Source organism: Sphingomonas flavalba (genome assembly GCF_004796535.1).
Lineage (GTDB): Bacteria > Pseudomonadota > Alphaproteobacteria > Sphingomonadales > Sphingomonadaceae > Sphingomonas_L > Sphingomonas_L flavalba.
Genome location: NZ_SPHY01000010.1, coordinates 1 through 15243, shown reverse-complemented (window position 1 = coordinate 15243; position 15243 = coordinate 1). Strand labels below are relative to the sequence as shown.

The following is a 15243-nucleotide window of genomic DNA, read 5'->3' as shown; positions in this document are numbered from 1 at the left end:
GTGTCGCCGGGCGGTGCTGCGGGGATTTGCGAGGACGGTGGGTGGGGGGTGGGCTCCTGCTTTCGCAGGAGCACTGGGGTGGGGCGGTGTGTTGCGGGGTGGATTGCCGCGCCCCCTTTCGGAGGCTCGCAATGACGGCGGGGGGCGGTCCTAGGCGGGGACGGTTTCGGATTCGGCTTGCTGGCGCTGCCACATTTCGGCGTAGAGGCCGTTGTGGCGCAGCAGGGCGGCGTGGGTGCCGCGTTCGGCGACCTGACCGGCGTCGAGCACGATGATCTCGTCCGCGTCGGCGATGGTCGACAGGCGGTGGGCGATGACGATGGTGGTGCGGCCGCGCTCGACCGTCTTCAGCGTCGCCTGAATTTCCGCCTCGGTCCGGCTGTCGAGCGCGCTGGTCGCTTCGTCGAGGATCAGCAGCGGCGGGTTCTTGAGCAGGGTGCGGGCGATGGCGACGCGCTGCTTTTCCCCGCCCGACAGCTTCAGCCCGCGTTCGCCGACGCGGGCGGCGTAGCCGTCGGGGAGGCTGGCGATGAAATCGGCGATCGCGGCGCCGGCGGCGGCGTTTTCGATCGCCGCCTGATCGGCGCCGGCGCGGCCGTAGCCGATATTGTAGCCGATTGTGTCGTTGAACAGCACCGTATCCTGCGGGACGATGCCGATCGCCGCGCGCAGCGATGCCTGGGTGACGGCGCTGATATCCTGCCCGTCGATCAGGATGCGGCCGCCGATCGGATCGTAGAAGCGGTAGAGCAGGCGGGCGAGCGTCGACTTGCCGGCGCCGGACGGGCCAACCACCGCCAGCGTGCCGCCGGGCGGGATGGCGAAGCTGACGCCCTTCAGGATCGGGCGTTCGGAGTCGTAGCCGAAATGCACGTCGTCGAAGCGGACGGCGCCGGCGGTGACGGCGAGGGGCTGGGCGCCGGGGGCGTCGACCACCTCCGCCGCCGTATCGATCAGGTCGAACATCGCCGCCATGTCGATCAGCCCCTGGCGGATGGTGCGGTAGACCATGCCGAGCAGGTCGAGCGGGCGGAAAAGCTGGGCGAGCAGGGTATTGACCAGCACGACGTCGCCGACGGTGAAGCGGCCGGTCGACCAGCCCCAGACGGTATAGCCCATGGCGCCCGCCATCATCAGGTTGGTAATCGCCGACTGGCCGACATTCAGCCAGGCGAGCGAAGTCTCGTTCTTGACCGCGGCGTCGGCATAGCGCTGGACGGCGCAGGCGTAGCGGGCGGCCTCCCGCTCCTCGGCGTTGAAATATTTTACCGTTTCGTAATTGAGCAGCGAGTCGACGGCGCTGGCGACGGCGCCGGTGTCGAGATCGTTCATCTCGGCGCGCAGCCGCGTCCGCCAATCGGTGACGAAGCGGGTGAAGGCGATGTAGGCGACGACCATCACCAGCGTCGCCGCGACCATGCCGGGGCCGAACTTGACCCAGAAGATCACCGAGACCGCGACCAGCTCGATCAGCGTCGGCGCGATGTTGAACAGCAGGAAATAGAGCATGGTGTCGATGCTCTTGGTGCCGCGCTCGATGACCTTGGTGACGGCGCCGGTGCGACGTTCGAGATGGAAGCGCAGCGACAGGGCGTGCAGGTGGCGGAAGACATGGGCGGCGAGCCGCGCCGTCGCCTGCTGCCCGACGCGTTCGAAGACGGCGTTGCGCAGATTGTCGAACAGCACCCCGGCGAAGCGGGCGCCGGCATAGGCGACGACCAGCGCGACGGCGATCGCCACCCCCGGTTCCAGCCCCGGCGCCATCCGGTCGATCGCCGCCTTGTAGGCGAAGGGCATCGACAGCGTCGTCGCCTTGGCGACCAGCACCAGCAGCAGCGCGGCGACGACGCGGACGCGCAGGCCGGTGTCGTCGGCCGGCCACAGATAGGGCAGGAAGCGGCGGAACGGCACCCAGCCGGCGGGTTCGGTGCTGTCGGTTGGGGGAAGCGGCGGCATGGCCCGCCTATCTAGGGGCTGCGGGGCGGGGGTGGAAGGTGCGGCGGCGGGCCGATGCCGTCCCGGTTTCACGCCTGGACTGTGATGTCATGCGTTGGGATGGTCATGGCAAGGCGCGTAGCGACGCGGCAATCCGGAGTGTGCGTGAAACTGCGCTGGATTGCTTCGCTGCGCTCGCAATGACGATGGGGGCAGTCCAATGGCGTCAGAGTCTGGCTGGGCTCCTGCCTTCGCGGGAGTGCCGGGCGTGAGATCAGGCGTCGGAGTCTTCGTCGGGGCGATGGATCGGCAGCGCCCAGGCGATCTGGTCGCGCAGTGCAGATTCCTGTTCGGACAGGCCGGCGCGGTGGGCGGCGGCCCGTTTGCGCAGCAGGCGCAGCAGCACCTCCTCGCGCGATTCCGGCTTCCAGCCACCGGCGCGCCCGTCGGCCAGCGCCTTGCCGAGATGAAAGGACAGGTCCATGCCGCCGTCTTGCCCGCGCGGTGCTGACGAAATGGTAAACGCGAACGGCGGAATCGACGAGCCGGCCCCTTAAACTGCGGCTTTGCGGGCCCTATCTTGCCGGCCATGACCGCTCCGTTCCGTCTTTCCGTCCTCGACCAGTCGCCGATCGCGTCCGGATCGACCGCTACCGCCGCGCTCGCCAACAGCATCGACCTGGCGCAGACCGCCGACCGGCTGGGCTATCACCGCTACTGGCTGGCCGAGCACCATGCCTCTCCGGCGCTGGCCGGGGTGGCGCCGGAGGCGCTGATCGGGCCGATCGCGCTGGCGACGCAGCGCATCCGCGTCGGATCGGGCGGGATCATGCTGCCGCATTATTCGCCGTTCAAGATCGCCGAGACGTTCGCGATGCTCGCCGCGCTGGCGCCGGGGCGGATCGACCTGGGGCTGGGCCGGGCGCCGGGCAGCGACCAACGCACCGCCTTTGCCCTGCAGCGCGACCGCAGCCGGCAGATCCCGCCGAGCGACTTTCCCGATTCGGTCGCCGAGCTGCTCGCCTATCTGGAAGGGACGATGCCCGACGACCATGTGTTCCGGGTGTTGCAGGACACCATGCCGGTCGGCGGCCGGCCGGTGGTGTGGATGCTCGGCAGTTCGCCCGACAGCGCGCGCTGGGCCGGCGAGATGGGCCTGCCCTATTGCATCGCGGATTTCATCAATTCCGATGCGGTGCCGCTGGCCGACCTGTATAGGCGCAGCTTTCGCCCCTCCGCCCGGCTGGAGCAGCCGGAACTGATGGTTGCGACCTGGACGATCGCCGCCGACAGCGGCGAGGAGGCCGAGGCGCTGGCGCTGCCGGCGCGAATGATGTTCGCCCATCTGATCCGTGGCCGGCTGATCCCGGTGCCGACGGTCGACGAGGCGCGGGCCTGGCTGGCGGCCAGCCCGGACGGGCCGAGCCGGCGGCGGCGGACGGTGCTGGGCACGCCGGAGGCGGTGCGCGACGGCATCGCGGCGGTAGCGGCGCTCTACGGCGCCGACGAGATGATGCTGGTCAACATCATGCCCGACCATGCGGCGCGGCGGCGGAGTTACGAACTGGCCGCCACGGCCTTCGGCCTGACGCCGTCAGCCGCGCCGGTAGAGTAGGGTGATCGACACGCGGCGGTTGCGCGGATCGGCGCTGTCCTGAGGCACATAGGGTTCGCGGTCGGCGACGCCCTCGATCCGTTCGAAGCGGCCGTCGCCGAGGCCGCCGGCGTGCAGGCGGCGGCGTGTCGCCTCCGCCCGGCCGCTGGACAGCATCCAGTTGTTCATCGCGTTGGGGTTGCCGTAGGGCACGCTGTCGGTGTGGCCGCGGATCGCCAACTGATTGGCCATCGGCTGGACGAGATCGGTGATCTGGTCGATCAGCGAGGTGGCGCGCGGGGCGAGGGCGGTGGTGCCGAGCGCGAACATCGAGAAATCGGCATCGTCGATCAGGTCGATGCGGAGCCCTTCGCGGGTTTGGGTGAAGCTGACATTCTTGGCGATCTGGCGCAGCTCGGCGCGGCCGGCCATGCGCGCGGTCAGCGTCTGGCGCAGCCGGTTGAACGCGGCGCGATCCTCCTCCATCCGCTTCAGCGAGCCTTGCGGGCCGCTGCCCGCGTCGACGCCGCCGCGCGCGCCGATCGGCACGGTCAACTGGCGCGAGCCGGTCTGCGCCGCCTTGTGTGGATAATTGTCGGCGTCGACCAGTGACGAGCCGTTGAGCAGGCCGTTGGAGCCGGCGCTGTTCTGCTTGAACTCGACCAGCGTCGGGCTGAAGTAGTCGGCGAGCGCCTTGCGCTGCTTCTCCGTCGTCGCGCCCAGAATCCACAGCAGCAGGAAGAACGCCATCATCGCCGTCACGAAATCGGCATAGGCGACCTTCCACGCGCCGCCGTGATGGCCGCCATGTTCGTCGCTGACGACCTTCTTGACGATGATGATCTTCGGCGGCTCGTTCGAGCCGGCTTTTGCCCGCGACGCCACGGCTCAGCGGCCCCTCAGCCCGTCGAACACCTCGGCGAAGCTGGGCTGGTTGACGTGGGAGATGCCCGAGCGCGCCGCTTCGATGACCAGCGGCTGCGGGTGGCCGTGGAGCGAGGCGATGATGATCTGCTTGACCGTGTGGTAGATCGCGGTGTCGGCATCGAGCACCTGCTTCAGCCGGGTGGCGAGCGGGCCGACGACGCCATAGGCGAGCAGCACGCCGAGGAAGGTGCCGACCAGCGCGGAACCGATCATCGCGCCGAGAATGGCCGGCGGCTTGTCGATCGAGCCCATCGTCTTGACCACGCCCAACACCGCCGCGACGATGCCGAGTGCCGGCAGCCCGTCCGACAGCGTCGACAGCGTCGTCACCGGCGCCATCACCGCGTGGTGGTGGGTCTTGATCGAATTGTCGACGACCTCCTCGACCGCGTGGACGTCGAGCGTGCCGGACGAGACGACGACCAGCCGCAGCGTGTCGCAGATCAGGTCGACCAGCGCCCTGTCCTTCAGCAGGCGGGGGAATTCCTGGAAGATCGGGCTGTTCGCCGGATCCTCGACATGCGGTTCAAGCGCGACCGGCCCGTCGTTGCGCAGCACCTTCATCAGCCGCGAGACGAGGAAGATGACGTCGAGGAAGTCCTGCTTCTTGTAGGTCGGGCCCTTGAACACCTTGGCGACGCCGGCGCCCAGCGCTTTCAGTTCCTTCATCGAATTGCCGATGATCAGCGCGCCGGCGGCGGCGCCGCCGATGATCAGCATCTCGTGCGGGATCGCGTGCATGATCGGGCCGAGCGCGCCCCCGGTGAAAACGAAGCCGCCGAAAACCATGAACAGGAGGACAACAAGGCCGATCGCCGGAAACATCGGTCTGTACAACCCCCCGTTGGTAAGCGTGCGGGAGGACCATGCCGTCCCCCCTCTTTACAAACGGCTATCGTCGGCCGTTCTTGAATGAAATTTTTGTCCGGGCGGCCGCGCCGGCCCGCGCCGCGCGCGGCAAACTAGCGCAGATAGTCGAACAGCGAGAGCTGGGTCAGGCGCGAGAAGCTGGCCTGGCTGGCCTGGAGGGTCAGCATCATCTGCTGCAGCTCGACGACGCTGTCCTGCAGGTCGAAGCCGTCGATCGTCGTCCGGTCAACCTTGGCGTCGGCGGTGGCGGTGGCCAGCCTTTCGCTTTCCAGATCGAGCCGGGCGCCGCGCGCGCCGAATGAGGCGCGGGCGGTGGCGACCCGCGTGTCGGCGGCGCCGAGCCCGGCCAGCCCATCCTCTATCCGCGCGCGCAGCGTTGCCGCGTCGGGCGTGCCGCCGGGCGCGAGCGCGGCGGCGAGGTCGGTCAGGATCGCGAACATGTCGGTGGAAACACCGTTGACGCTGATCCCGCCGAACAGCTTGTCGCCGGCGTCGGTGGCGGCGATGCTGCCGGTGGCGCTGATCGGCACCGCAGGCGGCGTGCCGGTGCCGGCATAGCTGACGGTGCCGCCGGCGCCGCGCACGAACGCATCGCCGGTGCCGGTGCCGCCGAACAGCGGGGTGTCGCGCGCGTCGCGCTGATTGACGATGGCGAACAGGTCGTCGACGATGCCGCTGAGTTCGGCCGAGATCGCGGCGCGGTCGCCGTCGTTCATCGTGTCGCTCGCCGCGCGCATCGCCAGTTCGCGGGCGCGCTGGAGCTGGGTCTGCACCGATTCGAGCGCGCTGTCCGACTGGGCGATCAGCGCCGAGGCCAGCGTGATGTTGGTGCTGTATTGCTGCATGTCGCCGAGCTTGCGGTCGATGACGGCGATGCGCGCCGCCGCCACCGGATCGTCCGACGGCGTCTGGATGCGCTGGTTGAGGCTGATCGTTGTCTGCAGGCTGGCCGCGCGATCGGACAGGCTGCGCAGCAGGGCGCTGCCGTGATCGTAGGAATAGCTGGTGCCGATCTGCATCGCCGGGCTCCTCAGCGGATATCGAGAATGGTCTGGAAGGTGTCGCGCGCAACCTGGATGATCCGGCTCGACGCGGCGTAAGCCTGCTGGAAGCGCATCAACTCCACCGCCTCGTTGTCGAGGTTGACGCCGGAGACGGAATCGCGCGCGGCGACCGCGCCGTCGAGGATCGCGCTTTGCGCCGCCGCCACCGACTTGCGCGAGGCAAGGGCGGACGCGTTGGACGAGGTCAGCCCGGCGATCCCGGCTTCGAGGCCGGCGCTGGTGCGCAGCGCGGCGAGCGCGGCGAGGTTGGTATTGTCGCGGCTGTTGGCCGCGCTGCGCGCGACGGAAAAGCTGTCGCCGTCCGCCGGCGTGCCGGTGACGGTGATGCTCATCCCGCCGAGGGTGACGGCGGTGCCGGGCGTGTAGGCGGCGGAGGCGAGGGCGCTGCCGGTGACCGGATCGACCAGGGTCAGCGTGCCGCCGGCGATGGTGACGCCGTAGGCGCCGCCGGCCGGGCCGCCGGTGACGCTGATTGTCGCGTTGCCGCCATTGCCCGCCGCGCCGCCGATCGCCCAGCGGGCGGCAGCGGCAATCGCGCGCGGATTGTCAGTGGTCATCGCCAGCCCGGCGGCGCCGCCGGTCGCGTCGAACAGCGCGGCGCCGTCGTTGCCGTCGAGGTCGACGCCGGCAAGCTGGACCTGCCGGGTCTGGTCGGCGAAATCGGTGGCGATTGCGTCGATGGTCTGGCGGGCGTCGGCGACGCGCAGCGCGGCGTCGGCCAGCCCGGCAAGGGAGCCGCCCTTTGGCGCGATCGCCTGCGGTCCGCCGCTCTGGTTCAGGGTATAGGCGATGGTGCCGTCGCTGTTCGTCGCCACCGACACCGTCCGGGTCTGGACATTGTCGACCAGCACCGGGCCGCCGGGCTGGTTGAGGCTGACGGTGGCGGCGCCGCGCGCGTCGGTGGTGACGCTGATCGACACCAGCGCGCTGATCTGGTCGAGAAGCTGGTCGCGCTGGTCGAACAACTGCGCCTGAGCGTTGCTGCCCGGCGCGGCGCGGCCGATGCCGGCGTTGGCGGTGGCCAGGCTGCCGAGCAGGCCGTTCAGCTTGTCGACGCTGTTTTGCGCCGTCGCTTCCAGATCGGCGGCGGTGGCGGCGAGACCGGCGGCGGTGCGGTTGAACGCGCCGACCAGCGCGCTGCCGGCGTCGATCATCGTCTGGCGCGGGGCGATGCCGGTCGGATCGGCGGCGACGCCCTGCGCGGCGTTGAAATAGGCGGTCATCGCGCCGGCGAGGCCGCCGTTGGTCAGGCTGCTCTCGATCTGCTGGAGCCAGACGATGCCGGCCTGGCTGCGCTGCGATTCCGAGGTGGCGGTGCGGACCTCGGCGGCGCGGAATTGATCCCAGCTGCGGGTGACGCCGGTGGAGATCACGCCGTGGCCGATCGGCGCGTTGATCTGCAAGATGCCGCCGCTGGCGCCAGCCACCTCGCGCAAGGTGGCGTCGCGCCGGATATAGCCGGTGGTGCTGGCGTTCGAGATATTCTCGCCGATGACGTTCAGCGCGCTCTGATAGGCGCGGACGCCGCTGGCGCCGATGGAGAGTAGATCGCTCATTCCTTACTCCCCTGTGGCGGCGGCTGGCCGGGATCGGCCAGAGCCGGCTGGCTGCGGGCGAGGAATTCGGTCATCGCCTTGCCGATCCCCATGGGCGTATGAACGGCCATCGCTTCGGAAAGCTTAGTATCCTGCATGTCGCGGAACTGGTTCTGCGCGTCGTTTTCGAACAGGCCGTCGGCGAGCTTCGCCTGCCGCATCGATTTCAGCATCATGCCGATGAACAGCGATTCGAACTTCTCGCCGGCCGCCTTCAGATTGTCGGCGGTGGCGAGGCGGCTGCTGTCGGGCGCGGCGCCGCCGACGCCGGAGACCGGCGCCGTCACAGCACGATCAGCTCGGCGCGCAGCGCGCCGGCTTCCTTCAACGCTTCGAGGATGGCGACGAGGTCGGCCGGAGAAGCGCCGACGCCGTTCACCGCCTTGACGATGTCGCCGAGCTGCGGGCCGGGATCGAGCATGAACATCGGCCGGCGTTCCTCCTCGATCGCGATCCGGCTCGACGGTTCGACCGCGGTTTCGCCGCGGCTGAACGGCATCGGCTGGCTGATCCGCGGCTTTTCGTCGATCTTGACCGTCAGCCGGCCGTGGCTGACCGCCGCCGGGCCGACGCGGACCGCCGAGTTGATGACGACGGTGCCGGTGCGGGCGTTGACGATGACCCGGGCCGGCGGCTCCGCCGCGACGACCTGGATATTCTCGATATCGCTCATCAGCGCGGTGCGGACGCTGGCGCCCGGCGCGGCGGCGACGGTGACCGAGACGGCGTCGACCGCGCGGGCGGTACCGGCGCCGAGCCGGGCGTTGATGGCGGCGGCGACGCGTTCGGAGGTGGTGAAATCCGCCTTGGCGAGATTGAACACGAGATGGGCGCTGTCGGCGAAGCCGGTCGCCACTTCGCGTTCGACCGAGGCGCCGTCCGGGATGCGGCCGGAGGAGGGGACGTTGACCGTCACCTTCGACCCGTCGCTGCCCTCGACGCCGAGGCCGCCGACCGCGAGCGTGCCCTGCGCCATTGCGTAGACCTGGCCGTCGGCGCCGCGCAGCGGCGTCATCAGCAGGCTGCCGCCGCGCAGGCTCTTGGCCTTGCCGATCGCGCCGACCGTGACGTCGATGCGCTGGCCCGGCTTGGCGAAGGGCGGCAGTTCCGCCGTCACCATCACCGCCGCCGCGTTCTTCAGCGTCGGGTTGACATTGGGCGGCAGGACGAGGCCGAAGCGTTCGGCGGCGCCCTTCATCCCCTGGATCGTGTATTCCAGATTGTCGTCGCCGGTGCCGGCGAGGCCGACGACGATGCCGTAGCCGACAAGCTGGTTGGCGCGGACGCCGGCGAAGGCACCGAGGTCCTTGACCCGCTGGGCATGGGCCGGGGCGGCGAGCGCGGCGAGCGCGGCGAGGAGGATGAGGATCGGGCGCATGGGTGTTCCTAGAAGGGGCTGACGGCGGAGAAGAAGCGCTGGAGCCAGCCCTGCCGGCTGGCCCGCTGAACGTCGCCCTTGCCGGTGTAGGTGATGCGGGCGTCGGCGACGCGGGTCGACAGCACCCGGTTGTAGGCGTCGACGTCGGCCGGGCGGATCAGGCCGGAGATCTGGATGTATTCGTCGCCGCGGTTGAGCGTGACCTGTTTCTGCCCGCGCACACGCATGATGCCGTTGGGCAAGACGTCCGCGACGGTGACGCTGACTTCGCCCTGCAGCTTGTTCGACTGCTCGGCGGTGCCTTTGCCGTTGAAGCCCTGATCGCCCGACGCCTGCAGCGCGCCGTCCGGCACGAAGGACAGCGGGCCGACCTTCGGCGGGGTCAGGCCGATGCCGCCCTGCCGCGCCGTCGTCGAGCCGGCGACCTTCTGCGCCACCGTCTGCTCGACGAGCAGGATGGTGATCATGTCGCCGACGCGGCGGGCGCGGGTGCCTTCGTACAGCGCCGAATAGCCGGCGGACGCCTGATAGATGGCGCCGTTGGCGACGGGCGCGGCGACGGGCGCCGGTGCCAGCGTCGGTGCGTAATCGGCGGCCGGGCGCTTCTTCGCCAGCGCCGGAGCGGCGGCGACGAGGGCGACCAGCACGCCGGCGACGGCGGCATGGCGGGCGAGCTTAAAGGGTCTGGTTGACATATTGCAGCATCTGGTCGGTGGCGGAGATCATCTTCGAATTGACCTCGTAGGCGCGCTGGGTCTCGATCATGTCGACGAGTTCCTCGACGACGTTGACGTTCGAGCCTTCCAGCATGTTCTGGCGGATGCGGCCGCGGCCGTCCTGCCCGGCGATGCCGATATTGGCGGGGCCGCTGCCGGCGGTTTCGAGCAGGTAGTTGTCGCCGGTCGGCGTCAGCCCGGCCGGGTTGGGAAAGCTGGCGACCTGAATCTGGCCGAGCTGGGCCGGTTCGGCCTGGCCGGGGACGACCGCAGAGACGGTGCCGTCATTGCCGACCGCGATCGCCGTCGCGCCTTCCGGGATGGTGATGCCGGGCATCACCTGATAGCCCTCGGCGGTGACCAGCAGCCCTTCCGGCGAGCGGCCGAAATTGCCGGCGCGGGTGTAGCCCAATTGGCTGTTGGGCAGCTGCACCTGGAAATAGCCGTCGCCGTCGAGCGCCATGTCGAGCGCGTTGCCGGTCTGTTGCAGCGAGCCCTGGGTTTCGATGCGCGAGGTGCCGGCGAGCCGGACGCCGGTGCCGAGGTTGAGCCCGGTCGCGTATTTGGTTTCCGCCGTGGACGGCGCCCCGCTCTGGGTGATCGTCTGATAGGCGAGGGTCTCGAAATTGGCGCGGTCGCGCTTGAACCCCGTCGTGTTGACGTTGGCGAGGTTGTTCGAGATCACGCGCATCCGCTCGTTCTGGGCATCCAGCCCGGTGCGGGCGATGTGCATCGCGGCAGAGGTCATCGTTCAATCCTTCCTTAGCCCGGCATGCGCATCAGCGATGCGCCGCTTTCGTCCATGTCCTTGGTGGTGGAGAGCAGCTTCGCGTGGATCTCGTAGCTGCGCTGGTTCTCGATCATCGCGACCAGCGATTCCATCATGTTGACGTTCGATCCTTCCAGCGACTGTGCGGTGACCGAGGCGTCGAGATCGGCCGGCAGCGCGCCGCCGCCCTTGACGCGCAGCAGGTTGTCCAGCCCCTTCAGCGTTTCCGTGCCCTTCGGGCTGGCCAGCTTCAGCCGGTCGAGGATCTGCGGCTTGTCGAGGTCGCCGCCGGGCGGCACGACCAGGATCGAGCCGTCGCCGGCGATCGTCACCTTCGCGGCGGGCGGGATGGTGATCGGCCCGCTCTGGCCGATGACTGGAAAGCCGTCCCCGGTCTGGAGCACGCCCGACGGCGCGATCGTCAGGTCGCCGCGCCGGGTATAGCCTTCCGTGCCGTCCGCCGCCTGCACGGCCAGCCACGCGTCGCCGTTGACCGCGACGTCGAGATCGCGGCCGGTATGGGTGACGGCGCCGGCCTGCCGGTCGGCATCGATGACTTCTTCCGAGGTCGGCGCGCGCGATTCGAAGGTCGGGCCGGTCAGCGTCAGCCGTTCGAAATCGACCTTGTCAGCCTTGAAGCCGGTGGTCGATCCGTTGGCGATGTTGTTGGCGATCGCGGCCTGCGCGGCCATGTGGCCGCGCAGTCCCGAATAGGCCGTGTAGATCAGCTTATCCATCGTGCCGCTCCATCCGCTCCGTCAGTTATCCGCGGATGTTGATGATCGTCTGGCTGAGCGTGTTGGCGGTATCGATCGCCTTCGCATTCGCCTGGAAATTGCGCTGGGCGGCGATCAGGCCGACCAGTTCCTCGGTGATGTCGACATTCGACCGCTCGATCGCGCCCGACATCAGATTGCCGAAGCCGCCGAGGCCGGGTTCGCCGAGCCGCGCCTCGCCCGAGATGCCGGTCGCCGACCAGTAGCTGTTGCCGAGCTGGCGCAGGCCCTGCGGGTTGGAGAACTGGGCGAGGGCGATCTTGCCGAGCGCCTGGGTCTGGCCGTTGGAGAAGCTGGCGCGGACGATGCCGTTGGGATCGACGGTGACGCCTTCCAGCTGGCCGACCGGTTCGCCGTCCTGGTTCTGCGCGGTAATCGAATAGGCGGCGGCGCGCTGGGTGGTCGAGATCGAGAAATCGATCGTCAGGTCCTGCGGCGCGGCGCCGGCCGGGGTAATCGTCGCGAACTGGACCGGACCGCTCTGGTTGGTCAGCACGCCGTTATTGTCGAAGCTGAGCGTGACCGGCACGCCGCCGTCCGGGTCCGCCGGATCGGACGACAACTGCTTGTCGCCGACGAAGTTGTAGACCGTCCAGTTGCTCGACGGATCGGCCGAGGTCGGCGTGGTTTCGCGGACATAATAGCTGGTCAGCGTCATCGGATTGCCGACGGAATCGTAGATCACCGTCGCCGCCGAATAATTGTAGGTATCCGGATCGAAGCGATCGAACTGATAGGGATTGGTCGCCGAATAGACCGGATCGGCGGACGGCACCTTGCCGTTGGCCGACAGGTTGACCGAGATCTGCACGTCCTGCGTCGCCTGCGGGGTGCCGCTGGTCAGCGGCAGGCGCAGGCTTTCCGTCGAGCCGATGCCGGTGGCGACGACCGTGCCGCTGCCGTCGACCGGATAGACCTGAAGCGCCGAGCCCTGCGCGTCGACGACATAGCGGTCGGCCGAGACCGAGAAGGCGCCGTTGCGGGTGAAGGCGACCTGCGCGGTATTGGCGTTGGGCTTGATCACGAAGAATCCTTCGCCGCTGATCGCGATGTCGAGTGACGACTGCGACTGCTGAAGCCCGCCCTGCCCGAACTGCTGGGTGATCGATTTGACGAAGGTGCCGGAGCCGACGATCTGCGTCGGGCTGCGCGTGACCGACGAGGCGATGACGTCGCCGAATTCGACGCGGCTGCGCTTGAAGCCGTTGGTGCCGACATTCGCCAGATTGTGCGAGATGGTCGACAATTCGGTCTGGGCGCCCTGCAGGCCCGAAAGCGAGGTGTAGAAGGACATCGGGAGTTACTCCTTGGGGGGATGGGGTTCAGCCGACTTCGCGGACGGCGGTGAGCGGTTGCTGGCCGAGGCCGACGATGTTGAGCATCGGCGCCTGTGCGTCGCTGCCCATGGTGACGGAGGTGACCGGCGCCCAGACCAGCACCGGCACGGCGACGCCGCCGTCGGCGGTGACCGCGCGGGCGGCGACCTTGAACGGCCCGCCGTCGACCGCGTTGCCGGCCTCGTCCTTGCCGTCCCAGTCGAAATCGACCTGGCCGGCCGCCTGCGGGCCGAGCGAGAGCGTGCGCAGCACATTGCCGTCGCTGCCGCTGATCGTCACTTCGACCGCGCTCGCGTCGGCGCCGAGATCGACCGATGCGGCGAAGCCGCCGCCGGTCTGCGGATAGGCGGTGTCGCCCTTGACCAGCACCGTCTTGCCGACATAGCCGAGCGCCTGGCCGGCGACCTGCGCCTGCATCTGCGCCGCCAGGCTTTTCAGCGTGGTGTTCATTTCCGAGATGCCGGCGTTGGTCGAGAAGGTCGCCATCTGCGCGACCATGTCCTCGTTCTTCACCGGATCGAACGGATCCTGATTGTTGAGCTGGGCGGTGAGCAGGGCGAGGAAATCCTTCTGCCCCAGCGTCTGCGCCTGCGCGGCGGTCTTGACCTCCGTATCGCCCGCCACGCCGTAGCGGCTGATGCCGAGGCCGGCGAGCGCCTGATCGAACGCCGCGCTGCTGTCGACCGTGCTCATCGGCCGAGCTTCAGCGTATCGAGGATCAGGCCCTTGGCGGTCTGCATCACCTCGACATTGTTCTGATAGTTGCGGGCGGTTTCGAGCATGTCGATGAATTCCCTTGTCTCGTCCACCGCGGCGTCGAACACGTCGCCGTCGGCATTGGCCATCGGATGGGTCGGGTCGTGGCGCTTGGTCGGCGCCGGGCCGGCGGTGACCAGGCCGGCGACGTCGACGGTGGACAGGCCGCTCGCCTTGTCGAAGCTGGTGCGGAACACCGGCTTCATCGTGCGATAGGCTTCCGCCTCGCTGCCCGACACGCCGCCGGCATTGGCGAGGTTGGACGCGGTGGTGTTGAGCCGGGTCAGCTGCGCCGACATGGCGCGCCCGGCGACGTCGAAGATGGAAAGCGGCTGGGCCATGCTCATTCGCCCCTGAGCGCGCGGGTGATCGTGCCGATCCGCCCGGTGAGGAAGGAGAGGGTGGTCTGATAGGCGACCGCGTTCTCGGCGAAGGCGGTCTGTTCCGTATTCAGTTCGACCGTGTTGCCGTCGAGCGACGGCTGCATCGGGATGCGGAATTTGGTGGCGGAGGCGGTGGCCGTGCCGAGCGACGCGCCCGGCCGTTCCGCCGCGCGCAGCGCCTCCGCGAAGTCGATGTCCTTCGCCTTGAAGCCGGGGGTGGAGGCATTGGCGATGTTGGACGCGAGCAGGCCCAGCCGCTGCGATCTGAGCGCCAGCGCCTTTCCGCTCACTCCAAACAGGTCGTCGTTGAAAGCCATGGCCTTCGGGTCCTCGCAATCGTTCGCCCGCTTCCTAGCAACGCCCGTGCCAACTGCCCGAAACGGGGTGCGAGCCGCCTGAGACGGCAAGCAACCGGCAACGGGCGGCAAGATTTTGCCGGTCGGCGGCAAGGCGGGGCGGCGGGCGAGGGGCGACGGGTGCCGGGGGAGCGGTTGGCCCGCCCCTTGCAACGCGCGGAGCGATGACGAGCCCGATCCTCCTTGCCGCCTTCGTCGACCCGACCGCGCTGGCGATCGTTGTCGGCGGGACGCTGGCTGCGACCGCTGCGCGCGGGCCGCTGGCCGACACGCTGGCGGCGTTCCGCGCGCTGCCGCGCATGTTCGGCCGGCCGTTCGACACCGACGCCGCGCGCGCGCGGGTGGTGAAGGCGGAGCGGGTGTCGCGCGGCAATCTGGTCGCGGTCGACGCCGAACTGCTCGCCGACCCCGATCTGGCCGAGGCGATCGCCGCGATCGGCGACGGCGCCGGGCCGGAGGCGATGGAGGCGCTGTTGCGCGAGCAGCGGACCGCGCGGGCCGGGCGCCACGGCATCGTTCACGAATTCTGGGCGGCGGCGGCGGAGACCGCGCCGGCGATGGGGATGATCGGCACGCTGTTCGGGCTGGTCAGGATGTTCCGGGCGATGGACGACCCGGCGACGATCGGCGGGGCGATGGCGACCGCGCTGCTCGCCACGCTTTACGGCGCGCTGATCGCCAATCTCGTCGCGGCGCCGATCGCGGCGCGGCTGCGACGGCAGTCGGCGCGCGAGCTGATCGCCCGGCGCCGGCTGGCCGCGCCGCTCGATGCGCTCGCCCGGCGCCA

General features: G+C 69.3%; 17 protein-coding genes. 2 read left to right on the top strand and 15 right to left on the bottom strand.

Features of this window, described 5'->3' with window-relative positions; translation table 11 throughout:
• Window positions 1–150: 150 nt before the first annotated feature.
• Window positions 151–1956, bottom strand: coding sequence for an ABCB family ABC transporter ATP-binding protein/permease (locus E4A53_RS10445; RefSeq protein ID WP_136163057.1), 1806 nt, complete (start codon window positions 1954–1956; stop codon window positions 151–153).
• A gap of 253 nt (window positions 1957–2209) precedes the next feature.
• The gene (locus tag E4A53_RS10440; protein WP_136163056.1) at window positions 2210–2419 is read right to left on the bottom strand and encodes a hypothetical protein; all 210 of its coding nucleotides are present in this window, start codon (window positions 2417–2419) and stop codon (window positions 2210–2212) included.
• Window positions 2420–2524: 105 nt separating this feature from the next.
• Here E4A53_RS10440 and E4A53_RS10435 point away from each other — a divergent pair, with 105 nt between their 5' ends.
• Entirely contained in the window at window positions 2525–3550 is a 1026-nt protein-coding gene (locus E4A53_RS10435) for an LLM class flavin-dependent oxidoreductase (protein ID WP_136163055.1), read from the top strand.
• On the opposite strand, the gene E4A53_RS10430 is transcribed toward E4A53_RS10435, so the two are convergent.
• From E4A53_RS10430 to flgB, 13 genes are all read right to left on the bottom strand, one after another.
• Complete coding sequence (locus tag E4A53_RS10430; protein WP_136163054.1) at window positions 3530–4414, bottom strand: flagellar motor protein MotB; 885 nt, start codon at window positions 4412–4414, stop codon at window positions 3530–3532. The two genes, E4A53_RS10435 and E4A53_RS10430, sit on opposite strands and share 21 nt — an antisense overlap.
• 3 nt (window positions 4415–4417) lie before the next feature.
• Complete coding sequence (motA, locus tag E4A53_RS10425; RefSeq protein ID WP_136163053.1) at window positions 4418–5281, bottom strand: flagellar motor stator protein MotA; 864 nt, start codon at window positions 5279–5281, stop codon at window positions 4418–4420.
• Window positions 5282–5418: 137 nt separating this feature from the next.
• Window positions 5419–6345, bottom strand: a complete 927-nt coding sequence (flgL, locus tag E4A53_RS10420; protein WP_136163052.1) for a flagellar hook-associated protein FlgL — start codon at window positions 6343–6345, stop codon at window positions 5419–5421.
• 11 nt (window positions 6346–6356) lie between these two features.
• Window positions 6357–7946 (bottom strand): flagellar hook-associated protein FlgK, encoded by a 1590-nt coding sequence (gene flgK, locus E4A53_RS10415; protein WP_136163051.1) that lies wholly within the window; start codon window positions 7944–7946, stop codon window positions 6357–6359.
• Entirely contained in the window at window positions 7943–8272 is a 330-nt protein-coding gene (locus tag E4A53_RS10410) for a rod-binding protein (protein WP_136163050.1), read from the bottom strand. Before E4A53_RS10410 ends, flgK begins: the two co-directional genes overlap by 4 nt.
• The gene (locus E4A53_RS10405) at window positions 8269–9363 is read right to left on the bottom strand and encodes a flagellar basal body P-ring protein FlgI (RefSeq protein WP_136163049.1); all 1095 of its coding nucleotides are present in this window, start codon (window positions 9361–9363) and stop codon (window positions 8269–8271) included. The genes E4A53_RS10410 and E4A53_RS10405 overlap by 4 nt, the downstream gene beginning before the upstream one ends.
• 8 nt (window positions 9364–9371) lie before the next feature.
• Complete coding sequence (locus E4A53_RS10400; RefSeq protein WP_136163048.1) at window positions 9372–10058, bottom strand: flagellar basal body L-ring protein FlgH; 687 nt, start codon at window positions 10056–10058, stop codon at window positions 9372–9374.
• Entirely contained in the window at window positions 10039–10827 is a 789-nt protein-coding gene (gene flgG / locus E4A53_RS10395) for a flagellar basal-body rod protein FlgG (protein ID WP_136163047.1), read from the bottom strand. The genes E4A53_RS10400 and flgG overlap by 20 nt, the downstream gene beginning before the upstream one ends.
• A 14-nt stretch (window positions 10828–10841) precedes the next feature.
• A complete protein-coding gene (locus tag E4A53_RS10390; protein ID WP_136163046.1) occupies window positions 10842–11585 on the bottom strand; it encodes a flagellar basal body rod protein FlgF in 744 nt (247 codons plus the stop codon).
• Window positions 11586–11610: 25 nt separating this feature from the next.
• Window positions 11611–12918 (bottom strand): flagellar hook protein FlgE, encoded by a 1308-nt coding sequence (locus E4A53_RS10385; protein ID WP_136163045.1) that lies wholly within the window; start codon window positions 12916–12918, stop codon window positions 11611–11613.
• A gap of 28 nt (window positions 12919–12946) precedes the next feature.
• A complete protein-coding gene (locus tag E4A53_RS10380) occupies window positions 12947–13654 on the bottom strand; it encodes a flagellar hook assembly protein FlgD (protein ID WP_136163044.1) in 708 nt (235 codons plus the stop codon).
• Window positions 13651–14058 carry a flagellar basal body rod protein FlgC gene (flgC, locus tag E4A53_RS10375; RefSeq protein ID WP_136163043.1) on the bottom strand — a complete coding sequence of 136 codons (408 nt, stop codon included), beginning with the start codon at window positions 14056–14058 and terminating at the stop codon, window positions 13651–13653. The genes E4A53_RS10380 and flgC overlap by 4 nt, the downstream gene beginning before the upstream one ends.
• Before the next feature lie 2 nt (window positions 14059–14060).
• Window positions 14061–14417 carry a flagellar basal body rod protein FlgB gene (flgB, locus tag E4A53_RS10370; RefSeq protein ID WP_136163042.1) on the bottom strand — a complete coding sequence of 119 codons (357 nt, stop codon included), beginning with the start codon at window positions 14415–14417 and terminating at the stop codon, window positions 14061–14063.
• Window positions 14418–14620: 203 nt separating this feature from the next.
• On the opposite strand from flgB, the gene E4A53_RS10365 reads away from it, so the two are divergent.
• On the top strand, window positions 14621–15243 hold a 623-nt coding region (locus tag E4A53_RS10365), incomplete at its 3' end, for a motility protein A (protein ID WP_206366303.1).